The sequence below is a fragment of the Pseudomonas sp. TE36184 genome, from assembly GCF_054060055.1.
In genome coordinates this window covers 5,070,994-5,096,126 of sequence record NZ_JBSSCU010000001.1, presented here as the reverse complement: position 1 = coordinate 5,096,126, position 25,133 = coordinate 5,070,994, and the positions used below count along the sequence as shown (strand labels likewise).

At 61.3% G+C, this 25,133-nt stretch carries 22 protein-coding genes and 1 riboswitch; of the genes, 12 read left to right on the top strand and 10 right to left on the bottom strand.

Annotated features, from left to right (window positions below; all coding sequences use genetic code 11):
* Nucleotides 1-13: 13 nt before the first annotated feature.
* The 3 genes from ACVWZP_RS22920 to tkt form a co-directional block, all read right to left on the bottom strand.
* Nucleotides 14-1,177, bottom strand: coding sequence for a phosphoglycerate kinase (locus ACVWZP_RS22920; RefSeq protein WP_017844954.1), 1,164 nt, complete (start codon nucleotides 1,175-1,177; stop codon nucleotides 14-16).
* A gap of 18 nt (nucleotides 1,178-1,195) precedes the next feature.
* Nucleotides 1,196-2,245 (bottom strand): erythrose-4-phosphate dehydrogenase, encoded by a 1,050-nt coding sequence (epd, locus tag ACVWZP_RS22915; protein WP_017844955.1) that lies wholly within the window; start codon nucleotides 2,243-2,245, stop codon nucleotides 1,196-1,198.
* Nucleotides 2,246-2,454: 209 nt separating this feature from the next.
* Nucleotides 2,455-4,452 carry a transketolase gene (gene tkt, locus ACVWZP_RS22910; protein WP_017844956.1) on the bottom strand — a complete coding sequence of 666 codons (1,998 nt, stop codon included), beginning with the start codon at nucleotides 4,450-4,452 and terminating at the stop codon, nucleotides 2,455-2,457.
* Between the two features lie 259 nt (nucleotides 4,453-4,711).
* On the opposite strand from tkt, the gene ACVWZP_RS22905 reads away from it, so the two are divergent.
* The 6 genes from ACVWZP_RS22905 (at nucleotide 4,712) to ACVWZP_RS22880 (ending at nucleotide 10,999) form a co-directional block, all read left to right on the top strand.
* The gene (locus ACVWZP_RS22905) at nucleotides 4,712-5,707 is read left to right on the top strand and encodes an ArsR/SmtB family transcription factor (RefSeq protein WP_026139787.1); all 996 of its coding nucleotides are present in this window, start codon (nucleotides 4,712-4,714) and stop codon (nucleotides 5,705-5,707) included.
* Between the two features lie 19 nt (nucleotides 5,708-5,726).
* Complete coding sequence (gene metK / locus ACVWZP_RS22900; protein WP_017844958.1) at nucleotides 5,727-6,917, top strand: methionine adenosyltransferase; 1,191 nt, start codon at nucleotides 5,727-5,729, stop codon at nucleotides 6,915-6,917.
* Nucleotides 6,918-7,136: 219 nt separating this feature from the next.
* Nucleotides 7,137-7,487: a DUF1090 family protein gene (locus ACVWZP_RS22895; RefSeq protein WP_046381785.1), complete on the top strand. Its 351-nt coding sequence runs from the start codon at nucleotides 7,137-7,139 to the stop codon at nucleotides 7,485-7,487.
* A gap of 105 nt (nucleotides 7,488-7,592) precedes the next feature.
* Nucleotides 7,593-8,815, top strand: a protein-coding gene (locus ACVWZP_RS22890; RefSeq protein WP_167379478.1) for an IS3 family transposase whose coding sequence is annotated in 2 segments (ribosomal slippage) — nucleotides 7,593-7,944 and nucleotides 7,944-8,815 — 1,224 coding nt in all. Because the reading frame shifts where the segments join, the coding sequence is not laid out codon by codon here.
* Between the two features lie 87 nt (nucleotides 8,816-8,902).
* Nucleotides 8,903-10,564 carry an NAD-dependent DNA ligase LigB gene (gene ligB / locus ACVWZP_RS22885; protein ID WP_457370179.1) on the top strand — a complete coding sequence of 554 codons (1,662 nt, stop codon included), beginning with the start codon at nucleotides 8,903-8,905 and terminating at the stop codon, nucleotides 10,562-10,564.
* A 39-nt stretch (nucleotides 10,565-10,603) separates the two neighbouring features.
* Complete coding sequence (locus ACVWZP_RS22880) at nucleotides 10,604-10,999, top strand: DUF1090 domain-containing protein (protein ID WP_017844961.1); 396 nt, start codon at nucleotides 10,604-10,606, stop codon at nucleotides 10,997-10,999.
* Nucleotides 11,000-11,004: 5 nt separating this feature from the next.
* Here ACVWZP_RS22880 and ACVWZP_RS22875 read toward each other — a convergent pair whose 3' ends face one another.
* On the bottom strand, nucleotides 11,005-11,454 hold the full coding sequence (locus ACVWZP_RS22875; RefSeq protein ID WP_017844962.1) for a c-type cytochrome: 450 nt from the start codon (nucleotides 11,452-11,454) through the stop codon (nucleotides 11,005-11,007).
* 129 nt (nucleotides 11,455-11,583) lie between these two features.
* Between ACVWZP_RS22875 and mltA the strand changes: the two genes are divergently transcribed.
* Nucleotides 11,584-12,768 (top strand): murein transglycosylase A, encoded by a 1,185-nt coding sequence (mltA, locus tag ACVWZP_RS22870; RefSeq protein ID WP_046381782.1) that lies wholly within the window; start codon nucleotides 11,584-11,586, stop codon nucleotides 12,766-12,768.
* 52 nt (nucleotides 12,769-12,820) lie between these two features.
* On the opposite strand, the gene ACVWZP_RS22865 is transcribed toward mltA, so the two are convergent.
* From ACVWZP_RS22865 to ACVWZP_RS22850, 4 genes are all read right to left on the bottom strand, one after another.
* Complete coding sequence (locus tag ACVWZP_RS22865; protein ID WP_046381781.1) at nucleotides 12,821-13,207, bottom strand: MAPEG family protein; 387 nt, start codon at nucleotides 13,205-13,207, stop codon at nucleotides 12,821-12,823.
* 180 nt (nucleotides 13,208-13,387) lie between these two features.
* Nucleotides 13,388-14,275, bottom strand: a complete 888-nt coding sequence (locus tag ACVWZP_RS22860; protein ID WP_057003940.1) for a formate/nitrite transporter family protein — start codon at nucleotides 14,273-14,275, stop codon at nucleotides 13,388-13,390.
* A gap of 71 nt (nucleotides 14,276-14,346) precedes the next feature.
* On the bottom strand, nucleotides 14,347-16,278 hold the full coding sequence (locus ACVWZP_RS22855; protein ID WP_457370178.1) for a patatin-like phospholipase family protein: 1,932 nt from the start codon (nucleotides 16,276-16,278) through the stop codon (nucleotides 14,347-14,349).
* A gap of 98 nt (nucleotides 16,279-16,376) precedes the next feature.
* Nucleotides 16,377-16,781 (bottom strand): acyl-CoA thioesterase, encoded by a 405-nt coding sequence (locus ACVWZP_RS22850; protein WP_017844967.1) that lies wholly within the window; start codon nucleotides 16,779-16,781, stop codon nucleotides 16,377-16,379.
* Between the two features lie 198 nt (nucleotides 16,782-16,979).
* A riboswitch (S-adenosyl-L-homocysteine riboswitch) is annotated at nucleotides 16,980-17,086 on the top strand.
* Nucleotides 17,087-17,107: 21 nt separating this feature from the next.
* Between ACVWZP_RS22850 and ahcY the strand changes: the two genes are divergently transcribed.
* The 5 genes from ahcY to ACVWZP_RS22825 all read left to right on the top strand — a co-directional run bounded on the left by ahcY (nucleotide 17,108) and on the right by ACVWZP_RS22825 (nucleotide 23,687).
* The gene (gene ahcY, locus ACVWZP_RS22845) at nucleotides 17,108-18,517 is read left to right on the top strand and encodes an adenosylhomocysteinase (RefSeq protein ID WP_017844968.1); all 1,410 of its coding nucleotides are present in this window, start codon (nucleotides 17,108-17,110) and stop codon (nucleotides 18,515-18,517) included.
* A 172-nt stretch (nucleotides 18,518-18,689) separates the two neighbouring features.
* Nucleotides 18,690-19,535: a methylenetetrahydrofolate reductase [NAD(P)H] gene (gene metF / locus ACVWZP_RS22840; protein WP_457370177.1), complete on the top strand. Its 846-nt coding sequence runs from the start codon at nucleotides 18,690-18,692 to the stop codon at nucleotides 19,533-19,535.
* A gap of 78 nt (nucleotides 19,536-19,613) precedes the next feature.
* Nucleotides 19,614-20,696 carry a hypothetical protein gene (locus tag ACVWZP_RS22835; protein WP_457370176.1) on the top strand — a complete coding sequence of 361 codons (1,083 nt, stop codon included), beginning with the start codon at nucleotides 19,614-19,616 and terminating at the stop codon, nucleotides 20,694-20,696.
* 63 nt (nucleotides 20,697-20,759) lie between these two features.
* Nucleotides 20,760-21,563, top strand: a complete 804-nt coding sequence (locus tag ACVWZP_RS22830; protein ID WP_079444859.1) for a substrate-binding periplasmic protein — start codon at nucleotides 20,760-20,762, stop codon at nucleotides 21,561-21,563.
* 222 nt (nucleotides 21,564-21,785) lie between these two features.
* Nucleotides 21,786-23,687, top strand: coding sequence for a DEAD/DEAH box helicase (locus ACVWZP_RS22825; protein ID WP_046381778.1), 1,902 nt, complete (start codon nucleotides 21,786-21,788; stop codon nucleotides 23,685-23,687).
* A 146-nt stretch (nucleotides 23,688-23,833) separates the two neighbouring features.
* Here the strand turns inward: ACVWZP_RS22825 and ACVWZP_RS22820 are convergent, their stop codons facing one another.
* Nucleotides 23,834-24,430 (bottom strand): YceI family protein, encoded by a 597-nt coding sequence (locus ACVWZP_RS22820; RefSeq protein ID WP_017844972.1) that lies wholly within the window; start codon nucleotides 24,428-24,430, stop codon nucleotides 23,834-23,836.
* Nucleotides 24,431-24,462: 32 nt separating this feature from the next.
* Nucleotides 24,463-25,014 (bottom strand): cytochrome b, encoded by a 552-nt coding sequence (locus ACVWZP_RS22815; protein WP_017844973.1) that lies wholly within the window; start codon nucleotides 25,012-25,014, stop codon nucleotides 24,463-24,465.
* Nucleotides 25,015-25,133 lie beyond the last annotated feature (119 nt).

Genomic DNA, 25,133 nt, shown 5'->3' with positions numbered 1-25,133 from the left:
TTCCTGATCTGCCTCAGCCTTTGGCTCGGCTTTCCAGGACTTCAACCGCCGGCAGGACTTTGCCTTCGACGAATTCGAGGAACGCGCCGCCACCGGTGGAAATGTAGGAGATCTGGTCGGCAACGCCATATTTATCGATGGCCGCCAGGGTGTCGCCGCCGCCAGCGATGGAGAATGCCGAGCTTTCGGCAATGGCCTTGGCCAGCACTTTGGTGCCGTTGCCGAACTGGTCAAACTCGAACACACCGACCGGGCCGTTCCACAGGATGGTCCGGGAGGCTTTCAGCAATTGCGCGAAGTTGGCTGCGGTTTGCGGGCCGATGTCCAGGATCATGTCGTCAGCGGCCACGTCATCGATGAGTTTGACGGTGGCTTCAGCGCTTTCGGCAAATTCCTTGGCCACGACCACGTCCACCGGCAGCGGCACGCTGACCTTGGCCGCGATGGCGCGAGCGGTGTCCAGCAGGTCCGGCTCGTACAGCGACTTGCCCACCGGGTGACCGGCTGCGGCCAGGAAGGTGTTGGCAATGCCGCCGCCGACGATCAACTGGTTGCAGACCTGGCTCAGGCTGTTGAGTACGTCCAGCTTGGTGGAGACTTTGGAACCGGCCACGATGGCCGCCATTGGTTGGGCCGGCGCCTTCAGGGCCTTGCCCAGCGCGTCCAGCTCGGCAGCCAGCAACGGGCCGGCGGCAGCGACCTTGGCGAACTTGGCCACGCCGTGGGTCGAACCTTCGGCGCGGTGGGCGGTGCCGAAGGCGTCCATCACGAACACGTCGCACAGGGCGGCGTATTGCTGGGCCAGTTCGTCACTGTTCTTTTTCTCGCCCTTGTTGAAGCGCACGTTTTCGAACAGCACGACGTCGCCGGCTTTCACGTCGACGCCGCCGAGGTAGTCAGCCACCAGCGGCACGTCGCGGCCCAGGGCCTTGCTCAGGTAATCGGCCACAGGCTTGAGGCTGTTTTCGGCCGAGAACTCACCTTCGGTCGGACGACCCAGGTGGGAGCAGACCATCACGGCCGCACCTTTTTCCAGGGCCAGCTTGATGGTCGGCAGCGAGGCCAGGATTCGCGCATCGCTGGTGACAACACCGTCCTTGACTGGGACGTTGAGGTCTTCGCGAATCAGTACGCGTTTACCTTGCAGATCGAGGTCGGTCATCTTCAACACGGTCATGGGTGGCAATTCCTGAGGCTAAAGTTTTGGAGAGGCTGTTTGCAGATAGTGTTCTGCGACGTCCAGCATTCGGTTGGCAAACCCCCATTCGTTGTCGAACCAGGCCAGGATATTCACCAGCCTCGGGCCGGAAACGCGGGTCTGGCTGGCATCGACAATCGCCGAATGCGGGTCATGGTTGAAATCACAACTGGCGTGGGGCAACTCAGTGTAGGCCAGCAAACCTTTGAGCGGGCCGCTGGTGGCGGCGTCGCGCAGAATCCGGTTGACCTCCACCGCATCGGTGTCGCTGACGGTTTGCATGGTGATGTCCAGGCATGAAACGTTCACCGTCGGCACCCGCACGGCTTTGGCCTGAATTCGCCCGGCAAGTTCCGGCAACAGCCGTTCGATGCCACGCGCCAGACCGGTGGACACCGGAATCACCGACTGAAACGCCGAACGCGTGCGGCGCAGGTCTTCATGGTGATACGCGTCGATCACCGGCTGGTCGTTCATCGCCGAGTGGATGGTGGTGATCGACACGTAGTCCACGCCGATCGCCTGGTCCAGCAGGCGCAACAACGGCACGCTGCAATTGGTGGTGCAGGAAGCGTTGGACACCAGCCGCTCAGCGCCAGTCAGGCAATCCTGGTTGATGCCGTAGACGATGGTGGCGTCGACATCCGCCTCGCTGGCCATCGGCTGGGAAAACAGCACACGCGGCGCGCCGGCATCGAGAAAACGCTGGCCGTCGGCACGGGTGTTATAGGCACCGGAGCATTCCAACACCAGGTCGACGCCCAGCGCCGCCCAGTCGATGCCCTCGGGGGTGGCACTGCGCAGCACTTTCACGCAGTCGCCCTTGATATGCAGACAATCGCCTTCCACCCGCACTTCGCCGGGGAACCGGCCGTGGGTGGAGTCAAAGCGTGTCAGGTATTCGATGCTGGCCATGTCGGCCAAATCGTTGATCGCGACAATTTCAAACCCGGCCGCCGCCCCTCGCTCGAACAGAGCACGCAAGACGCAACGACCAATACGGCCGTAGCCGTTGAGTGCAACTTTGTAAGGACGCGGTTGGGGCATGGGGTTCTCGCAGTGTGGGCGACACAAACCATCTAACCAATGTAGGAGCGAGCTTGCTCGCGAAGATCGTCAACGATAACGCAGCGTCTCTGGTTTGACGCGGCGCTCTCTCGTTCTTCGCGAGCAAGCTCGCTCCTACAGTGGGTGCGATGGGCAGTCGCCACCGCACATCTGTGTGCAGCAGCCAGTTGGCCACCGCGTTCGCGCTTTTAGTCTTCCAGCAGCTCTTCAGCCTGACCCAGGATGTTTTCCAGGGTGAAACCGAACTCTTCGAACAAGGCTGGTGCCGGCGCCGACTCACCGTAGGTGGTCATGCCGATCACGCGGCCTTCCAGGCCCACGTACTTGTACCAGTAGTCGGCGTGAGCCGCTTCGATGGCGATACGCGCGCTGACCTGCAGCGGCAATACCGATTGCTTGTAGTCGGCGTCCTGGGCTTCGAACACGCTGGTGCAAGGCATGGACACCACGCGCACGTTGCGGCCCTGGGCAGTCAGCTTGTCGTAGGCCTGAACGGTCAGGCCGACTTCGGAACCGGTAGAGATCAGGATCAGCTCCGGCTCGCCGATGCAGTCCTTGAGCACGTAGCCACCACGGCTGATGTCAGCGATCTGCGCGTCAGTGCGAACCTGATGTTGCAGGTTCTGACGGGAGAAGATCAGCGCCGAAGGGCCGTCCTTGCGCTCGATCGCGTGTTTCCAGGCCACGGCGGATTCGACCGCGTCGGCTGGGCGCCAGCAATCCAGGTTCGGCGTGGTGCGCAGGCTGGTCAATTGCTCGACCGGCTGGTGGGTCGGGCCGTCTTCGCCCAGGCCGATGGAGTCGTGGGTGTACACGTGGATCACGCGTTTCTTCATCAGCGCGGCCATACGCACTGCGTTGCGCGCGTATTCCATGAACATCAGGAAGGTCGCGCCGTAAGGCACCAGACCGCCGTGCAGGGACACGCCGTTCATGATCGCGCTCATGCCGAATTCGCGCACGCCGTAGTACATGTAGTTACCGCTGGCGTCTTCGGCGGAGACACCTTTGCAACCTTTCCACAGGGTCAGGTTGGAACCGGCCAGGTCAGCCGAACCGCCGAGGAACTCAGGCAGCAGCGGGCCAAAGGCGTTCAAGGTGTTCTGGCTGGCTTTACGGCTGGCGATGGTCTCGCCCTTGGCCGCGACTTCGGCGATGTAGGCCGAGGCTTTTTCCGCGAAGTCGGCAGGCAGGTCACCGGCGAGGCGGCGTACCAGCTCATTGGCAAGCTCCGGGAATTCGGCGGAGTAGGCGGCGAAACGCTGGTCCCACTCGGCTTCGGTGGCCAGGCCTTGTTCCTTGGCATCCCATTCGGCGTAGATGTCGGCCGGGATTTCGAACGGGCCGTAGTTCCACTTCAGCGCTTCACGGGTCAGGGCGATTTCCGCGTCACCCAGCGGGGCGCCGTGGCAGTCTTCTTTGCCTTGCTTGTTCGGCGAGCCGAAACCGATGGTGGTCTTGCAGCAGATCAGGGTCGGCTGCTCGCTCTTGCGGGCGGTGTCGATGGCGGTCTTGATTTCTTCCGGGTCGTGGCCGTCGACGTTGCGGATCACCTGCCAGTTGTAGGCTTCGAAACGCTTAGGGGTGTCGTCGGTGAACCAGCCTTCGACTTCGCCGTCGATGGAGATGCCGTTGTCGTCGTAGAAGGCAATCAGCTTGCCCAGGCCCAAGGTACCGGCCAGGGAAGCGACTTCGTGGGAAATGCCTTCCATCATGCAGCCATCACCCAGGAATACGTAGGTGTGGTGGTCGACGATGTGGTGGCCGGGGCGGTTGAACTGCGCGCCCAGGACTTTTTCAGCCAGGGCGAAACCGACGGCGTTGGCCAGGCCTTGGCCCAGGGGACCGGTGGTGGTCTCGACGCCTGGGGTGTAGCCGAATTCCGGGTGACCCGGGGTACGGCTGTGCAACTGGCGGAAGTTTTTCAGATCGTCGATGGTCAGATCGTAGCCGGTCAGGTGCAGCAGCGAGTAGATCAGCATCGAGCCGTGGCCGTTGGACAGCACGAAGCGGTCACGGTCGGCGAAAGACGGGTTGGTCGGGTTGTGTTTCAGGTAGTCACGCCAGAGTACCTCGGCGATATCCGCCATGCCCATCGGGGCACCGGGATGGCCGCTGTTGGCTTTTTGCACGGCATCCATGCTGAGGGCACGAATGGCGTTGGCACGCTCACGACGGCTGGGCATCGCTGTTCTCCTGAGGGTTGAATAAAAGAAACGGAAAAAAGGACCGGCATTTTCCCTCAGCCACCGCCTGCGGGCAATGACAGATAGTCACTTGAGGGCGTTTTTCCTGTGGTTTGCGCGGCAATCGCCTGCAGAACCCTGCCGCCGCTTCGTCTAACGGGAATAGCGCTCGCTTATAACCGCCACTTATCGACCAATATCAAAACTTTTTGATATTGGCCTTGCGATGATTTCCACCCGTCACTAGACTGCTGGCCTTATGAACTTACCCGTGCCCTCCCTGCGTCCCGACGATGGCGATGAACTGGCTGCCTTATGCAAGGCCGCTGGCGATCCGTTGCGCCTGAACGTCTTGCGGGTGCTGGCCAACGATTCCTTCGGCGTGCTGGAACTGGCGCAGATTTTCGCCATCGGCCAATCGGGCATGAGCCATCACTTGAAGGTCCTGGCCCAGGCCGACCTGGTGGCCACCCGCCGCGAAGGCAATGCGATTTTTTACCGCCGCGCCCTGCCCCACACCGAGTTGCTCGGCGGCAAGCTGCACAGCGCGCTGCTGGAAGAAGTGGACAACTTGAGCCTGCCCGGCGACGTGCAATCACGCATCGGCCAGGTTCACGGGCAGCGCGCGGCGGCCAGCCAGGACTTTTTCTCACGGGTCGCCGAGAAGTTTCGCGCCCAGCAAGACCTGATCGCCGGCTTGCCGCAATATCGCGAAAGTGTACTGGCGTTGTTGGACAAGCTGAGCTTCAGTCATAAAGCGACGGCCCTGGAAGTCGGGCCTGGCGATGGCGGCTTTTTGCCGGAACTGGCGCGCCGCTTTCAACAGGTCACGGCGCTGGACAACAGCCCGGCGATGCTCGAACTGGCACGCCAGCTGTGCGAGCGCGAGGCCTTGGGCAACGTCAGCCTGCAGTTGGCCGATGCCCTGAATGACACCAGCCTGCGGGCCGATTGCGTGGTGCTGAACATGGTCCTGCACCATTTCGCCGCCCCCGCCGACGCCCTCAAGCAGATGGCGAATTTGCTGCAACCCGGCGGTAGCTTGCTGGTTACAGATTTATGCAGCCACAACCAGAATTGGGCCAGGGAGGCCTGCGGTGATCTCTGGTTGGGTTTTGAACAGGACGATCTGGCCCGTTGGGCCACCGCTGCGGGACTCGTTCCCGGGGAAAGCCTCTATGTAGGTTTACGTAATGGTTTCCAGATCCAGGTCCGCCATTTTCAGCGACCGGCTGGCGACACTCACCATCGGTAAATATCAGGAAAACATCGAGATGAGCGAATACTCCCTTTTCACCTCCGAGTCCGTGTCTGAAGGGCATCCGGACAAAATCGCCGACCAGATTTCTGATGCGGTGCTGGACGCCATCATTGCTGAAGACAAGTTCGCCCGTGTGGCGTGCGAGACTCTGGTGAAAACGGGCGTGGCGATCATCGCCGGCGAAGTCACCACCACGGCCTGGGTCGACCTGGAGCATATCGTCCGCGAGGTGATCACCAACATCGGCTATAACAGCTCCAACGTCGGCTTCGACGGCGCGACCTGCGGCGTGATGAACATCATCGGCAAGCAGTCCCCGGACATCAACCAGGGTGTCGACCGCGCCAAGCCAGAAGACCAGGGCGCCGGCGACCAGGGCCTGATGTTCGGCTACGCCAGCAACGAAACCGACGTGCTGATGCCAGCGCCGATCACCTTCTCGCACCAACTGGTGCAGCGCCAGGCCGAAGCCCGCAAATCCGGCCTGCTGCCGTGGCTGCGTCCGGACGCCAAGTCCCAGGTGACGTGCCGTTATGAAGGCGGCAAAGTGGTCGGTATCGATGCTGTCGTGCTGTCGACCCAGCACAACCCGGACGTTTCCTACGCCGACTTGCGCGAAGGCGTGATGGAGCTGATCGTCAAGCACGTGCTGCCGGCTGAACTGCTGAACAAGGACACCCAGTTCCACATCAACCCGACCGGCAAGTTCATCATCGGTGGCCCGGTGGGCGACTGCGGCCTGACCGGGCGCAAGATCATCGTCGACAGCTATGGCGGCATGGCCCGTCACGGCGGTGGCGCGTTCTCCGGCAAAGACCCATCCAAGGTTGACCGTTCGGCGGCCTACGCCGGTCGCTACGTGGCCAAGAACATCGTCGCCGCTGGCCTGGCCGAGCGTTGCGAGATTCAGGTGTCCTACGCCATCGGCGTGGCCCAGCCTACGTCGATCTCGCTGAACACCTTCGGCACCGGCAAGATCAGCGATGACAAGATCGTCAAACTGGTGCGCGAGATCTTCGACCTGCGCCCTTACGCGATCACCACCATGCTCGACCTGCTGCACCCGATGTACCAGGAAACCGCGGCCTACGGCCACTTCGGCCGTACCCCGGCGCAGAAGACGGTCGGCGACGACACCTTCACCACCTTCACCTGGGAAAAAACCGACCGCGCCAACGACCTGCGTATCGCTGCCGGCCTGTAATCGCTTGCGCTACCCAAAGCCCTGCCGGGTTCGCCCGGCGGGGCTTTTTATTGTCGGGCGATTCGCGTCGGTGTTCACATTTTTTGGATCCAAACCTTGCAGGCTAAATAATGGCCCACTAGAATCCGCGCCCTCTCGGGCCCTCCACCTTATTCTGGATATTGCACTGCGCCGGCCCGGGACTCATCAGCGCGCAGGCAATCGGACATTGAGGTTTTCATGCATATTTCCAAGCTCGCCCCTGCCGCCCTGCTGCTCAGCCTGTTTGCCCTGCCGGTGAACGCCGCCGACCTGAGCGCACTGAGTGGCGCACTGAGCTCCCAGCTCGGTGGCGGCAACTCCGGCGACTGCCAGCAGCATGCCAAAGACCTGCAAACCAAGATCGACGCGGCCAATGCCAAGAATGACACGTTGAAAGTGAAGGCCTTCGAAGCCGCGCTGGAGCAGGTCAACAAAGGCTGTAACAAACTCGCCGAGTCCCAGGCCAACGTCGATGCCAAGCAGCAAAAGCAGCAGGCCAAGGCAGAAAACAACGATGCCGTGAAAGCCCTGGGTGGTCTGTTCAAGTAAGCAGAAACACCCGGTAAAAAGCCCCGCTCTGTCGGGGCTTTTTTGTGGGCGCTGTCCCGTCCTGAATAAGGTTTACGCCTTCTGACCTATCTTCAGGAGGACTCAATGGATACGGGCAAAAGGCGCAGCCAGCGCGACTACACGTTAGCTTTTAAATTATCGGTCGTAGACCAAGTCGAAAAAGGCGAGTTAAGTTATAAAGAGGCTCAACGGCGCTTTGGCATTCAGGGCCGGTCCACGGTACTGGTTTGGTTACGCAAGCATGGCCGACAGGACTGGAGCCAAGGCGCATCAATTCGAGCGCCGCGGAGCAAGCCAATGACCGACCCCAACCTCCCGCTAACACCCGAACAGCGGATCAAAGAGCTTGAAGAGCAACTGGCACTGAGCAATCAGAAAGCCCAGTTCTTTGAGGCTGTCGTGAATGTCTTGAAAAATGACTACGGTGTTTCCATCGTAAAAAAGCGACCCGGCAAGTCCTCTCGCAAGGGCAAATCCAAAACCTGAGCATTACCAGGGCTTGCCTGTTCATGGGTATTTCGCGTCAAGCGTATTACAAACGCAATCGAGTTTTTGATGCCCGAGTCCGCCAGGACCAGGAAGTGGTGGACTTTGTTCTGGAAAAGCGTCGACGCCAACCCAGGCTAGGAACGCGTAAGCTGCATTACCTGATGAGCATTGAGGCTGGTGCGGCATTAAGTGTCGGCAGAGACCGCCTGTTTGCCATCTTGAGAGAGGCGCGAGCGCTCGTTCCACGCAAGCGGGCCTACCATAAAACCACTCATAGCCATCATCGTTTTCGCCGCCATCCAAACCTGCTCAAAGCAGGTCCGGAACAAGTCGTAGCCAGCAGGCCCGAACAGGTTTGGGTCGCAGACATTACCTATCTACCAACGCGGGAAAGTGTCGCCTACGTCAGCCTGATAACGGACGCGTACTCACGCAAGATCGTAGGTCATCATGTGCATGAAAGCCTGCATACGGAATCGGTGATCAAAGCGCTGCAGAAAGCGGTTAGCCAGCGAAGCTCCAAGGAGCCGCTTGTCCATCACTCAGACCGCGGCGCCCAATACTGCTCCGACTTATACCAGCGGATGCACATCAAGCACGGGATCAGGTGCTCAATGACCGACGGTTATGATTGTTATCAGAACGCGATGGCCGAGAGGATAAACGGGATTTTGAAAACTGAATTTTTGCTACATCGCCCCAAAGACTTGGCAGACGCAGTAAAAATGGTGGATGAGTCGGTGCGGATCTACAACGGGGAGCGACCGCATTTCTCCCTGAAATACAAAACGCCCGATGCGGTGCACCGGGCGTTTTGAGACTGAAATAGGTGTAAACCTATTTCAGGACTAGACACGCGAAGATCCCTTAGGCTGAACGCCCCTTACCGAGCAAGGATGCTCCCGATGCGCTTGCTGATCGTTCTTTTACTCAGTGTTCTAACCGGGTTGGCCAGGGCTGAAGAGTGCCCCGATGACGCACGGGCACAAATCGGCCCGCTGGCTCGGCAAATCAGCCTCTGGGACGACAGTTACCACCGGCTCGGCCATTCGCCCATCAGCGACGAACTCTACGACCAGGCCCGCCAGCGCCTGGCTCACTGGCAACGGTGTTTCCCGCAACCGGCGGCGGTGGCCGACAAGCCTCTGGCCAGCTCACGGGGCACCTCGCCGCACCCGGTGGCCCATACGGGCCTGGACAAATTGCTCGACGAACACGCCGTCGGCGAATGGCTCCAGGTTCGCCAAGATGTGTGGGTCCAGCCCAAGGTCGACGGTGTCGCCGTGACCCTGGTGTACCGCCAGGGGCGCCTGCACCAAGTGATCAGCCGGGGCGACGGCTTGCTCGGCCAGGACTGGTCGGCCTGCGCGAAAAAAATCCCCGGTATCGTCCAGCAACTGCCGGAGCCCATCGACCTGGTGCTGCAAGGTGAGCTCTATTGGCGTCTCGACGACCATGTGCAATCAAGCCTGGGCGGGCTCAATGCGCGCAGCAAGGTGGCCGGTTTGATGAATCGTCGACGGTTGAGCGACGCCGAGGCCGCCGGGATCGGTCTGTTTGTCTGGGCCTGGCCCGATGGCCCGGCGGACTTCACCGAGCGCCTGGCCACCCTGGCAGGCTGGGGCTTCATCGACAGCCAACGCTACAGCCGGCCCATCCAGGACATCGTCGGCGCCGCCCGCTGGCGCACCTACTGGTACAACCATCCACTGCCTTTTGCCAGTGATGGCGTCGTGCTGCACCAGGCCACGCGCGCACCCGCCAAGCGCTGGCAGGTCAGTGCGCCTTACTGGGCAGTCGCCTGGAAATACCCCGCCGCCAAGGCTCTCGCACTGGTACGCAAGGTGCAGTTCAACATCGGCCGCACCGGGCGCATCACCCCTATCCTGGAACTCGAACCGGTGCGCCTGGACGACCGGCAGATCAGCCGCGTCAGCACCGGCTCCCTGCAACGCTGGAAAACCCTGGATATCCGTCCCGGCGACCAGGTCGCCATCAGCCTCGCCGGCCAGGTCATCCCGCGACTGGACGAGGTGGTCCTGCGCAACGAGACCCGAGTGGACATCCAAGTCCCCAACGCCCGGGACTTTCACGCCCTGAGTTGCTGGCAACTGGACCCTGGCTGCGAAGAACAGTTGCTGTCGCGCCTGACCTGGTTGAGCGGCAACCAGGGCCTGGGCCTGCCGCATATGGGCCGGGAGACGTGGAACGTATTGATCCAGGCCGGTCTAATCGCAGGCTTCCTCGATTGGTTGACCCTCGATGCGGCAGAGCTTGCTAACATTGAGGGCTTCGGCGATCGCAGCCGTGCGCGGGTGCTCGACAGTATCCAAAGCGCGCGGCAACGGCCTTTCGCTCAATGGCTCAAAGCCCTGGGTGTACCGCCTGCGGCACGCAATAACCTGGAAGGCGACTGGCAGGCGCTGGTTGCCAAGGACACCCAAGCCTGGCTGGCCCTGGATGGCATCGGCCCGGGCCGCGCGGCGCAACTCAGCGCTTTTTTTCGCGACCCGCAGATACAGGCTTTGGCTGAGACACTACGCGTGGCCGGAATAGACGGGTTTTGAACCCGACCCGGCCATCAGATTGCGACTTTGGAGCTCCATATGAAATTTTTAGCCCCTTTTGCCCTGCTGACCGTCGCATGCTTCATGGCGACGCCGCTGCTGGCAGCCGAAGAAGCAACCCCGCTGACCGGCTGCGCCGCCAAGCGCCAGGCCATCAGCACCCAGATCGAACAGGCCAAGGCCCATGGCGACAGCGCACAACAAGCCGGCCTGGAGAAAGCCCTGAGTGAAGTCACGGCCAACTGCAACGACGCGACCTTGAAAAAGGAACGCGAAAACAAAGTGCTCGACGCCAAGCATGACGTCAGCCGCCGTCAGGCCGACCTCGACAAGGCGATGAAAAAAGGCGACGCGGACAAGATCAACAAACGCAAGGACAAACTGGCCGAGTCGCGCAAAGCACTGCAGGATGCGGTGGAAGAACTCGACCAGTAAACCGGTCAGTGGTCCCGGAACTGCTTATGACAGGCGCTGCAGGCATCTTCGACTTTCTGCACTGCAGGCGAAAGGTTACTGGCCTTGTAAGGCTGCACCTGGCTTGCGATCACCAATTCACCGGTGGCCGCTTCGAGGTCGCGGGCCATTTGCTGGAATTGCGCCTGTTTTTGCCAGACGTCGTCCTTGGCGCTGGTGTGGTCTTCCTCACGCACGCTCGGGAAATGCTTCCATGGCTCATGGGACAACGCATCGAGCTTGACCGCGCCTTCGGCGAACTTCGCGCCGTCGAACGGGATGCGCCCACGCAACATGCCACCCAGGTCTTCGCCGGTCTTGAGCATTTGCTTGAAGATCGCTTTGCGCTGGCCCAGGGGCGAATTCGGATCAACGCCGCCACAGGCGGACAGCGCCAGGCAGGCCAGCAGTACAACAGTCAGTTTTTTAAAAGTCATGGTGGCTTCGAGGTCACGGGAAACGGCGGCCAGTATCCTCGCCCCACCCGCAAAGACCAATAGCCCTATTAACGATAAGGGTTGCCCAAACGCGTCGACGCACGGGCAATCGCTTCAGGAATTGCTTGTATGAATATCGCTTTGAAACCCTGGAGCCGCCGTCTGGCGTGGGCTCTACCGATGATCGCGGTGCTGGCCGGCTGCGATGCGGGCAAGGACACGCACAAAGATGAAACAATCAAACCCCATGCGGTGGCCACCTATGTGAACGCACCGTGGGAAGCCCTGCCGGCGGTGTCCGACAGCGAACTGCTGGCCGGGTTTGAGTCCTGGCGCAGCGCCTGCCAACGCCTCAAGGCTGACCCGGTGTGGGGCGCGACCTGCGCGGCGGCAACGGCGGTGCCAGGCGATGCCGCGGCGGTTCGCGGTTTTCTCAAGGAACGCCTGGACGTATTCGGCCTGCGCTCGGCCGACAACACACCGAACGGCCTGATCACCGGCTACTACGAACCCGTCTACCCCGGCAGCCTGACCGAAACCCCCACCGCCCATGTGCCGGTGTACGGCGTGCCGGACGACCTGATCATCGTCAACCTCGAAAGCATCTACCCGGAACTCAAGGGCAAGCGCCTGCGCGGCCGCCTGGAAGGTCGTGTACTCAAGCCGTATGACGACGCCAGCACGATCAACGGCCAAGGCTCCACCGCCAAGCCGATCGCATGGCTGACTGACCCGATGGACCTGCAGTTCCTGCAGATCCAGGGTTCGGGGCGGATTCAACTGGCAGGCGGGCGCCAATTGCGCATCGGCTATGGCGACCAGAACGGCTACCCCTACCGCCCCATCGGCCGCTGGCTGGTGGAGCAAGGCGAGCTGAAGAAAGAAGACGTGACCATGGGTGCCATCGGCGCCTGGGCCAAGGCGCATCCGCAGCGCATTCCGGAACTGCTGGCGAGCAACCCCAGCTACGTGTTCTTCAGCGCCCGCCCCGACAGCAACGAAGGCCCTCGCGGCTCGCTGAACGTGCCGCTGACCGCCGGCTACAGCGTGGCGGTGGATCGCAAGGTGATTCCGCTGGGCAGCCTGTTGTGGCTGTCGACCACACGCCCGGACGGTGCGCCGATCGTGCGCCCCGTCGCCGCGCAGGATACCGGCGGCGCAATCACCGGCGAAGTGCGCGCAGACTTGTTCTGGGGCACAGGGGCGGCCGCAGGCGAACTGGCAGGGAATATGAAGCAGCAGGGGCAGATCTGGATGTTGTGGCCGAAGGGCGCCGCATTACCCCAGGTACCGGATGCCCCGGCCGGCACCTGACAGACGCTGACCGACAGTGTGGGGCGAGCCAGCCCCCACACTGCGGCAAGCGTTAGATCGAGACGAAGAAGAAACTCGCAATCAGCGCCATGCCCACCGCCCACACCAGCGAGCGCAGGATGGCCCAATCCGCCAGGTAGCAGATGATGTACAGCAGGCGGCTGGTGATAAACAGCACCGCGAGGACATTGATCGTGACCAGTTCGGCGGTGCCGGCCAGGTGCGCGATGATCACTGCGGCAGCAAACGCCGGGGTCACTTCAAAGCTGTTGAGTTGCGCGTTATGGGCACGTTTGGCGAAGCCTTCCAGGGTATCGAGGAAGGCACGCGGGTCATGGTTCTGCCGTGGCCCGAACTTGCCGCCACTGAATTTGGCCACACCGGTACACAGGTACGGCAGAAAGATTGCGATCAATACACACCAGAAAGCGACAGTCATCACTCATTCCTTTTTTGGTTTTATCAAGGCGATCAACGCTTTATCACGAACATGCCGACCCGCATCCAGCCACAGGCTCTGCGTCCAACCGCATGGCCCAAAGCACCCAAGCGTAGCTCATCAAAACGCACACCCCCAACCGCCATGGGTTCCGTGTCGGCAGCGCGTTGATTCTGCCGCTCACTGATCCTTATTGATCCGCTGCGGATGCCTCGGGTCCGCTGCAACCTTACCCGGCAAGCTGCTTTCGCTGCGGATCTGCGCATGACTGATCAGCGCAAAGATACAGCTGCCGCCAATGATATTGCCGGCCAGGGTCGGCCCGGCGAATATCAGCCAGAAATCCTTCCACGGCAGTTCACCGGCAAATACCAGGTAAGACACTTCCGCCGAGCCGACCACGATGTGGGTGAAATCCCCCAGCGCCATCAAGTAGGTGATCAGGATGATGATCCAGAGCTTGGCGCTTTCCATCGACGGAATCATCCACACCATGGTGGCGATCATCCAGCCGGAAACGATGCCCTTGGCAAACATCTGGCCGGGGGCGTTTTCCATGACTTTGCGTCCGATCTCAAGGAAGGCCTGGTCGGTCCTGGTATCGAAGATCGGAAGGTGCAGCATCACATAAGCCACCAGCAAGGTGCCGCACAGGTTACCCACCAGCACCACCGTCCACAGCCGCAGCAAGCGCCCGGCATTGGCCAGGGTCGGTTTGCTCATCACCGGCAGCACTGCGGTCAGGGTGTTTTCGGTGAACAACTGCTGACGCGCGAGAATCACCGCCAAAAAGCCCGCGCAGTAACCGAAACTGGCAATGACTTTGAACCCTTCACCGTCCGGCAGGCGCGAGTTGAGCAGGCCCATGCCCATCAGTGACAGGCCCATGGTCAGGCCGGCCGCCAGCGCCGACCACCACAATGCCGCCACCGTGCGCTCCAGTTCCTGGTCGCCCTGGGTGCGGATGATTTCATGCAGCACCGCCGCGCGGGGTGGCTGGTTCTTGTCGACGTCGTGCTGCTCTTCCTTCGACAGGTTGGGGGTCTTGCCGTCGTCGTGCGTGGCCATGATGCTCCAGAGTCCAAGGGGTACCTGTAGCTACGACAGGCTGGAGCGATGGCTGTTCAGTGGCCTGGCAACTAAACCGGTATGCGCCAGGCCTTGGCCATCTCCACCGTGGTCGAGCTGAACGGTTTTGACCAGGGCTTGTTGCGTGCGCCGTAGTGCCGAATGATCTCGTCGAGCACCCGGTTGAACGCCGCGGGGGTGGTCGCCTTGGCCAAATCCGCCGCAGCGCGTTGCAGCAAGTCGACATTGGCGTCGGTCTGGCCCGGCCGGTACAGCGATGGGTAGATGACCTCGCGGGTGAAATTTTCGGCCTTTACCGCGATGTCGCGCCGTTTCATTTCGGCGACCGCACTGGCCATGACGCTGGACATCGGCGAGGCGCCCGAAGCCTGCTTGGCCGCCACCTGCAACAACTGCTGAAAATTGCGCTGCCCCGCAGCATTCAATCGACGCCCCAGCCACTCGACGTGCTCAGGCCGGCTGGCGAGCACATCCAGGTTACGCAGCGCGGCAGACAGCTCAGGTGTGAAGATCAGGGTGTCGTGGGCCTGGTTCACCTTGGCAATGGCACTGTCCAGGGTTTGCAGCGCTTGTTGTGCGTTCTGTCTGAACATCAACACCGCGGCGGCGGCCGGGTCTTTCTGCAAGGTTGCTTGCGCACTGGCCAGCATCGCATCGTCCATTGCCAGCACCGCGTCATCCAACGAGGCGAACGTGTGATGCTCGCGCACCGTGTCGCGTTGTTCCAAGTGCGCCGCCACGGTTTTGCGCGCCTGTGCCTGCAGATGCTGCTTGTCTTGCGCGCTCATGGTGAAATTCACGGTGCCGTTGAGCGTGCCGCGAAAGTCCCCCTTATCCGTCTTCAGCGGCAGGACCACGGTCTGCTCGGCAAACGCCTTGAGCCGCTCATTTTGATAGGCCTCGGCGGACGCATGGGGCGTTCCGGTCAGCTTGTCGACGAGGCTGCTGAAAAAACCGCCGCTTTTTTTCGGCGTCGCTGCGTCTTCGGCTTCAAACTTGACGATCAGAGACTCGTGCTGGCTCAACGGGCTTTCTGCAAACGAGGGCTCGATCACCCCGGGGGCCGGCGTGTTGAGCAGCAGGCCACCGTCCTGGAATGCAGTGGCTTCGGCGGTTTCCTGGAAGGCATGCCCCTGCTCGGCAGGGCGCTTGAAAAGCACCGGCAACGACGCCGAAATGTGTGCGGCGCGGGCGATGTCCATGTCCGGGGTCAGGCTGGCGTTGAACGTCACCAGTTGCGGGCGGCCGTCGAACATCCCAGTGCCGGTGATATTGAGCGGTTTGATCGCCGGGATATGTCGGTTCAACACCTCAAGATCGCGAAACGTCGGAGCCTCGCCGGCGCTGAGCCGGTCGGCGATTTTCATGACTTCACCAGGCCGGGTGGCCCTTGGCGTAGCGGCGATATGGGCAAGGACCGATTGGCGCGACTCATTGCGCAGCAATTGTTCCAAGGGACGCGCCTCGGTTTGCAGGCGCGGCATCATGGTCAGCAACAATTGAGAGATATTGCCCGCCGGGCCTGGCAAGCGCCGGGTGAGTTTGCCCAGGCGAGCACTGGCCTCTTGTAGCCAGGCCGTCAACGGGTCGTCGCTGTTCAACAGGCTCGGCAGGTCGATGCGGTTCGATAGCTTGCCGAAGACCTCGGCGTTCATGCCGCTGGCGAGCAACGAGGCAGAAATCGCGCCGGCGGATGAGCCGGAAATAACCTGGATACCTTGTAGCTTCCCACTGTCCTCCAGCGCCTGCACCATTCCCGGATAGGCAATGCCTTTGGCACCTCCGCCGCTGAGCACCAGATGGCTGGGCGGTGGCGGCGACAACACCACCTCCACCTGGCCGTCAATATTGCGGGAAAGACTCAGTTTGCGCGGTCCCGCGGCCTCAACCAACGTGGTTTTCACGTCTTGGCTGAGGGGGGCTTGCGATGACTGGAGCGAAAGCGGCTGCATCTGCTCAGCCGGATTGGACGACACTTTCATACATAGGCTCTCGATACAGAACGTAGTCCTGAGTCGTGAGAAAGCCTGGGAAAGATCCACGCGGAATGATTTGGTAAAGCAATCAAACCGCTGTGCGGTTACGCAGGAGGGCTGTCTTCCTTGAACTGGTCTTTCACGTATTTGATCTCGGTCCGGCCGTGAGGCGCGGGCAAACCGTCTTCGCCGAGGTTGACGAAGACCATTTTTTCCACGGTGAGGATGCTTTTGCGGGTGATCTTGTTGCGCACTTCACAGGTCAGGGTGATGGAGGTGCGGCCGAAATCGGTGGCGGTGATGCCCAGCTCGATGATGTCGCCCTGGCGCGAGGCGCTGACGAAGTTGATTTCGGAAATGTACTTGGTCACCACGCGCTGGTTGCCCAATTGGACAATCGCGTAGATGGCTGCTTCCTCGTCGATCCAACGCAGCAGGCTGCCACCGAACAGGGTGCCGTTGGGGTTGAGGTCTTCAGGTTTTACCCATTTGCGGGTGTGGAAGTTCATGGTCACTCCAAAGCGTCTTGCCGAATGATGGGCAATATCATGGCAGAGCCTGGGCGCAAGCTCTATGCGCCATTGCCTATCGCCCCCATGCGGGATCTTCATATCGCCGACAGAAAGGCTTGGGAAGTGCCGCATACACAGCTATAATCGCACCCGCTTCAAAACGGTCATCTTCAGTTGATACCGTTCTCCCGCCACCTGTCCGAGGGGCGCTGCAGCAGGTTAGACCTGTCAGGCTCGGATGGGGCGTTGTCCGGCCTGGTTGTCCTGGCCTGATACTAAACGCACAACGGCGCCCATTCGCACACTACGAATGGAGGCTCTTCATGAGCGCTGTAATTACGCCTGCAGATTTCAACGACTACAAAGTCGCCGACATGTCCCTCGCTGCCTGGGGCCGTCGCGAAACCTTTATCGCCGAATCCGAAATGCCTGCCCTGATGGGCCTGCGTCGCAAGTACGCCGCCGAGCAACCGCTCAAGGGCGCGAAGATTCTCGGCTGCATCCACATGACCATCCAGACTGCCGTGCTGATCGAAACCCTGGTTGCCCTGGGTGCCGAAGTGCGTTGGTCGTCCTGCAACATCTTCTCGACACAAGACCAGGCCGCCGCCGCCATCGCTGCTGCCGGTATCCCGGTATTCGCCTGGAAAGGCGAGACCGAAGCAGAGTACGAATGGTGCCTGGAGCAAACCATCCTGAAAGATGGCGCGCCTTGGGATGCCAACATGGTCCTCGACGACGGCGGCGACCTGACCGAGCTGCTGCACAAGAAGTACCCGCAGATCCTCGACCGCGTCCACGGCGTGACCGAAGAAACCACCACCGGCGTACACCGCCTGCTGGACATGCTGGCCAAGGGCGAGCTGAAAATCCCGGCCATCAACGTCAACGACTCGGTGACCAAGAGCAAGAACGACAACAAGTACGGCTGCCGTCACAGCCTGAACGATGCGATCAAGCGCGGCACCGACCACCTGCTGTCGGGCAAGCAAGCCCTGGTGATCGGCTACGGTGACGTGGGCAAGGGTTCGTCCCAGTCCCTGCGCCAGGAAGGCATGATCGTCAAGGTCTCCGAAGTCGACCCGATCTGCGCCATGCAAGCATGCATGGACGGTTTCGAAGTGGTTTCGCCGTTCATCGATGGCATCAACGATGGCAGCGAAGCGAGCATCGACAAGGCCCTGCTGGGCAAGATCGACCTGATCGTCACCACCACCGGTAACGTGAATGTCTGCGATGCCAACATGCTCAAGGCCCTGAAGAAGCGCGCCGTGGTGTGCAACATCGGTCACTTCGACAATGAAATCGACACCGCTTTCATGCGCAAGAACTGGGCATGGGAAGAAGTGAAGCCACAGGTACACAAGGTTCACCGTACCGGCTCGGGCGATTTCGACCCGCAGAACGACGACTACCTGATCCTGCTGGCCGAAGGCCGCCTGGTAAACCTGGGTAACGCCACTGGCCACCCAAGCCGCATCATGGACGGCTCGTTCGCCAACCAGGTACTGGCGCAGATCTTCCTGTTCGGCCAGAAGTACGCCGACCTGTCGCCGGCCCAGAAAGCCGAGCGTCTGACCGTGGAAGTGCTGCCGAAGAAACTCGACGAAGAAGTGGCCCTGGAAATGGTCCGCGGCTTCGGCGGCGTGGTGACTCAACTGACCAAGACCCAGGCCGACTACATCGGCGTGACCGTCGAAGGTCCGTTCAAGCCGCACGCTTACCGCTACTAAGTAACCAGCTCCACCTGCTCTAACCTGTAGGAGCGAGCTTGCTCGCGAAAAACCCAACGGCACCGCGTACAGCCTGTTTGACGCGTTATCGTTGACGTTCTTCGCGAGCAAGCTCGCTCCTACAGTGCAGGTGGGTTGCACAGTCGGCTTCTGAGTTTCCAAGGGTATTACCATGTCCCAAGACCGTCGCTACAGCTTCGAGTTCTTTCCGACCAAGACCGATGCTGGGCATGAAAAACTGATGGCGACTGCCAAGCAGTTGGCCAGCTACCACCCCGACTTCTTCTCCTGCACCTACGGCGCTGGCGGCTCGACCCGTGACCGCACGATCAACACCGTGTTGCAGCTGGAAAGCGAAGTCAAAATTCCCGCCGCGCCGCACTTGTCGTGCGTGGGCGACAGCAAGGCCGACCTGCGCGCCCTGCTGACCCAATACAAAGGCGCCGGCATCAAGCGCATCGTCGCCCTGCGCGGTGACCTGCCATCCGGCATGGGCATGGCCAGCGGTGAGCTGCGCTACGCCAACGACCTGGTGAGCTTCATCCGCGAAGAAAGCGGCGATCACTTCCACATCGAAGTGGCCGCTTACCCGGAGATGCATCCACAGGCGCGCAACTTCGAAGACGATCTGCAGAATTTCGTGCGCAAGGCCAACGCCGGCGCCGACAGTTCGATCACCCAGTACTTCTTCAACGCCGACAGCTACTTCTACTTCGTCGAGCGTGTACGGGCCATGGGTGTGAACATCCCAATCGTGCCGGGCATCATGCCGATCACCAACTACAGCAAGCTGGCGCGCTTCTCCGACGCCTGCGGTGCTGAGATCCCACGCTGGGTGCGTAAGCAACTGGAAGCCTATGGCGACGACGTCAAAAGCATCCAGGCATTCGGCGAACAGGTAATCAGTGAGATGTGTGAACAATTGTTGCAAGGTGGTGCGCCAGGGCTGCATTTCTATACCCTGAACCAGGCTGAACCTAGCCTTGCCATCTGGAACAACCTCAAGCTGCCACGCTGAAGTTTGCCCGGCTGTGCCAAGGCCCTCGTTTCTACGAGGGCCTTTGTCGTTTTACATGCCCACGGAACCCAGCAGTCCATGAATACAGTCCCCACGACTTCCCGCCCGCAACTGGTGTATCTGGTTTTCGGTGCCCAGACCTACCATCAGGAAGCCGTCTTCAGTATCGCCAGCGCCTTGGCTTTTCTGCAGGACACCCCGGACGCCGTCGTGGACATCCAGGTATTCAGCGACAACCCCGAACCCTATCGCCTGCTGCCGGTACGCGTGCGCCCGCTGGACGACGCCACCCGCAAACGCTGGAGCGAGCCCCATGGCTATCACTTCCGCACCAAACACGTGGTGCTGCGCCAGGTGCTGGAAGAGTCGTCGACAGCCCTGCTGATCGACACCGACACCTTCTTCCACCATTCGCCCACAGCCCTGTTCGAGCGCGTGCAACCCGGCACTCTGCTGTGCAACGCCTTCTACACCAAGTACGGCGACAATCACGAAAGCATCCTCTATAGCGCCCTGCACCAGCGCCTGCTGGACATGGGCGTGGCCGACGATGACATGATGACCCTCAACTCCGGCGTCATCGGCCTGACGCAACAGGACGCGCACATCCTCGATCGCTCCATCGAGTTGATGGACGAACTGTTCCCCCACGCCCAGGGCGCCTACACCCTGGAAGAGTTCTGCCTGTCGATCGCCGCCTACCGCACCGTGAATGTGCGCGAGTGCCCGGACCTGATCCACCATTACTGGAGCCGCAAGCAGCTGTTCCGCGCCAAGGTCAAGGCGTGGATCGCCAAGCATGCGGCCGCCCCCACCAGCGCGCAGGCCCTGGCCGACACGCGTCAGGTTTCCTCGCACCTGCCGCGCCCGCCGCGCTTGCAGCGCCTGATGTACAAACTGATCACCCTGCTCTTGCCCAAGCACCAGCAGCAGTTCATCCGCGAAGTTCTCTACGGTTGCTACGAGCACGAGAACGAGTTCGACCAGGCGTGTGGCCCGGTGTGGTGGGACAAGGCGCGGCAGAATCAGGAAGAGCGCCAGCAACGTCCGCTCGACGCCCACCAACTGGAGCACTGGTTCGCCAACCCGGTGGTCAGGCTGATTCTGGGCGAGCGGCGCAGCGCGATCTACGAACACTTGATAACCTCGCCCGTCAAATAACGATCCTTGCAGATGCGCGTGCCAGAGCTTCTCTTTCATTCAGGAGCATCGTAACCTCAGGCCATGTCCGCCCTTCTGAAGCTGTTGACTGCGACTCTTTTTACTTGCCTGAGCCTGGCCGCTCACGGCGAGAAATTGCGCATCGTCACCGAACCGTGGGCGCCTTACGTGTATGACGACAACGGCACGATGCGCGGGCTGGACTATGAAACCACGGTGATCGTGTTCCAGCGCCTGGGCGTCGATGTGCAGTGGCAATTCCTGCCGTGGAAACGCTGCCTGGCGATGCTCGAACAAGGCCACGCCGACGGCGCGCTGGACATTTTCCACAGCCATGAACGCGATGCCCTGCTGCTGTACCCCAGCGAACCGCTGTCGGAAGTGGAGTTCGTGCTGTTCTATGCCAATGAGCGGCCCCACCCGGTCCAGACCCTTGACGAGTTGCGCGGGCTGACCGTGGGCACCTCGCCGGGTTACCTGTACGGCGCCGAATTCAGTGAGTCCAGCGTGTTCCAACGCGAGCCGGCGCCGAGTCATGAAGCGAACTTCGGCAAATTGCTGCTTGGCCGCATCGATCTGCTGGTGACTGACCGCCGGGTCGGCCAGCATGTGATCGCGGCCTTGGGCCTGGAAGGCCAGGTCAGCCAGGCGCCCGCCGTGATCCGCCGCCAGCAGCAGTTTCTCGCCGTGCGCCGTGGCGCGGGCATGGACCTGCTGGTGCAGCGCTTTGCCGCCGAACTCAAGCGCTTCAAGCAAGAGCCGGCCTACGCCGCCTTGAGCGCCAAATATGGTGGTATTCAAAGCGCAGCGGCGCCGATTACACTGCACAAACACACCGTTGAGCAGCAGGAAAGCAGCGCGCGGTGATTGCTCTGTTATACTCGGGCCTTCCCGCCAGGCTTACGCCCGGCCGCTGAGGTCTTGAAAAAGACACCCAACCCAGCTACTGCGCAGCTTTGCGGCCCGCGCGAGCCATTGGAGTGTCCGCCAGACGCAGCAGGACCGGACGGGGTTGCGCTCCCCTAAGCGCCATTCACGCCCGGCAAGATTATCCCTTTGGGCCAAGCCCTAACTAAAACAGGATTACTCATGTCCTTTGCTTCCCTCGGTCTCTCCGAGGCTTTAGTCCGCGCCATCGAGGCAGCGGGCTATACCGAGCCTACTCCGGTGCAACAGCGGGCTATTCCCGCCGTGTTGCAAGGTCGCGACCTGATGGTTGCGGCTCAGACAGGTACTGGTAAAACCGGCGGCTTCGCCCTCCCGATTCTGGAGCGGTTGTTCCCCAATGGTCACCCGGACAAGTCCCAGCGTCATGGCCCGCGCCAACCGCGCGTACTGGTCCTGACCCCTACCCGCGAACTCGCCGCCCAAGTGCACGACAGCTTCAAGCTGTATGCCCGCGACCTGAAGTTCGTCAGCGCCTGCATCTTCGGCGGCGTCGGCATGAACCCACAGGTTCAGGCCATGTCCCGTGGCGTTGACGTCCTCGTCGCCTGCCCGGGTCGCCTGCTCGACCTGTGCGGCCAAGGCAGCGTCGATTTGTCCCACGTGGAAATCCTCGTGCTCGACGAAGCCGACCGCATGCTCGACATGGGCTTTGTCCATGACGTGAAAAAGGTCCTCGCCCGCCTGCCGGCCAAACGTCAGAACCTGCTGTTCTCGGCAACGTTCTCCAACGACATCACCGCCCTGGCCGGCAAGTTGCTGCACAACCCGGAGCGCATCGAGGTCACGCCGCCGAACACCACGGTCGAGCGTATCGAACAACGCGTGTTCCGCCTGGCCGCCAGCCACAAGCGTTCGTTGCTGGCGCACCTGATCACCCACGGCGCGTGGGAACAGGTGCTGGTGTTCACCCGCACCAAGCACGGCGCCAACCGCCTGGCCGAGTACCTGGACAAGCACGGCCTCACCGCCGTCGCCATCCACGGCAACAAGAGCCAGAACGCGCGCACCAAAGCGCTGGCCGACTTCAAGGCCGGTGAAGTACGCATCCTGGTGGCCACCGATATCGCCGCACGCGGCCTGGATATCGACCAACTGCCGCACGTGGTCAACTTCGAGCTGCCTAACGTCGACGAAGACTACGTACACCGTATCGGCCGTACCGGCCGTGCCGGTCGTTCGGGCGAAGCCATCTCCCTGGTTGCGCCGGACGAAGAAAAACTGCTGAAAAGCATCGAGCGCATGACCAAGCAGAAAATCGCCGACGGCGACCTGATGGGCTTCGATGCCAGCACCGTTGAGGCCGAGAAGCCTGAGGTGCGCGAGCGTCCGGACGTGCGTAACCCACGCAACCCACGCGGTCCGAAGGGCGATGGCCCGAACGGCGGCGGTGGTGGTGGCGGTCGTCGCGACAAGGGCAAGGACAAGGGCGGCAAGGAAAAAGCGCCGACCAACGGCCGCGGCGAACGCCCGGCCCGCGAGCAGAAGCCCCGCGAAGGCACCCCGGCCCGCGAACAGCGTCAGCCGAGCCAGCCAAGCCAGCCGCCACGCGCCAGCGCCGACCGCGCGCCGGACGAGTTCCTCGACGACGATGTGGATAACTTCGGTAACCGCGTCGACTACGTGCCCCAGGCCAAACCGGCCCAGGGCCGTGGCCGTCGTCCAGGCGCTCCGGCTCCGGGCGCTGGCACTGGCGCACCGCGTGGCGGCCAGCCACAGGGCGCGCGTCAGAATGGCCCGCGCAACAGCAGCGGCGGCACCACCGGTACGCCACCGGCCAAGCGCAGCGGCCCGCGTAACGGCGCACCGCGTGATGGCCAGGCGCGTCGCGAAGACTCGCGCAGCAACAACCGCCGCCCGGCCCGTGACGACCAGCCACGCTTGTCCGAGCCAGCGGTGCAGAACCCGCGCGGCGGCCCCGCGCCGAAGATCATCCACAAGGAGTCGAAAGCCGACCGCTTCCCGACACCGGAGCAACTGGATCAGTTGCCAGGCCGTCCTCGTGGTGAAAAACCAGCGCTGCTGACCCGCAACCGCGAAGCATAAAAAAAAACCCGTATCGCGAGATACGGGTTTTTTTGCCTGTAGGAGCGAGCTTGCTCGCGAAGGTCGTCAACGATAACGCTGGCAGCCTGAAAAAACGCGGTGTCTCTACGTTTTTCGCGAGCAACCTCGCTCCAACAAGTGAAGCGTTACTTCGCTTTCACACCTTCAAACGTCACGTACAGCTCAACATTGTTGGACGCTGGGCCCAGGTCCATCTGCTTGCCGAAGTCTTGGCGATTGAAGCTGGTGGTACCTTCAAAACCGGCACGGTAGCCGCCCCATGGATCCTTGCCTTCACCCAGGAAGGTGGCCTTGACGACGATCGGCTTGGTCACGCCGTGCAGGGTCAGGTCGCCGGTCACGTCGGCAGTGACTTGGCCCGCAGCATTCTTACCGGTGGTTTTAACACTGGTGGAGACGAACTTGGCATCGGCAAACTTGCCAACGTCCAGGAAGTCTTTGCTGGAGATGTGCTTGTCACGTTCAGCGTGGTTGGTGAACACGCTGGCGGTGCGGACGTTGAACTCAATCTTGCTGTCTTCAGGCTTGGCGGCATCGAAGCTGAACTTGCCGTCCAGGTCCTTGAACGTACCGGTGATGAAGCTGTAGCCCAAGTGGCTGATCTTGAAGTCGACGAAGGCGTGCTGGCCTTCTTTGTCGACAACATAGTCAGCGGCCATCACCTGGCCTGCGGACAGCAGAGCAGAACCGATTGCCAGAGCAGCGAGTGTCTTTTTCAACATGCTTTCTATTCCTTGTGAGTCGAGGTTGAACATCAGGCTTTGCGCCCCAGCATTCGCGTGAGGGTCGCATCACGATCGATAAAGTGGTGTTTCAACGCGGCCACGCCGTGCAGGCCGGCGAAAACCACCAGCACCCAGGCGAGGTACAGATGCACCACGCCTGCGGTGTCTGCCTGGTCCGGCAAGCCGGAAACCAAGGCAGGTATCTCAAACAGGCCAAACACCGGGATACCCACACCGTCCGCAGTGGAAATCAGGTAACCGGCGATCATCACGGCAAACAAGCCGACATAAAGGAACCCATGGCCAAATGCAGCACCGATCCGCGTCAGCCGGCTGTAGCTGGCCAGCGCCGGTGGCGGCGGGCTGATCAGGCGCCAGACGATACGCACCAGCATGATGGCGAACAGCGTGATGCCTATGCTTTTGTGCAGATCCGGCGCGTCTTTGCGCCATGCGCTGTAGTAGTCGAGACCGACCATCCACAAGCCCAGGGCGAACAGACCAAACACCACCAGGGCCACGCCCCAGTGCAATACCATGCTGACCCAGCCGTAGCGGGCTGGTGAGTTACGTAGCTGCATGTACTTAATCCCGTAAGAACTGTGCTCAAGACTAACGATTTACCTATCGAATTAAAGCGCAATTTTTTGCTTTGAAATATCGAGAAATATGATCATAAGCCTAGGCACAATACGTTAAC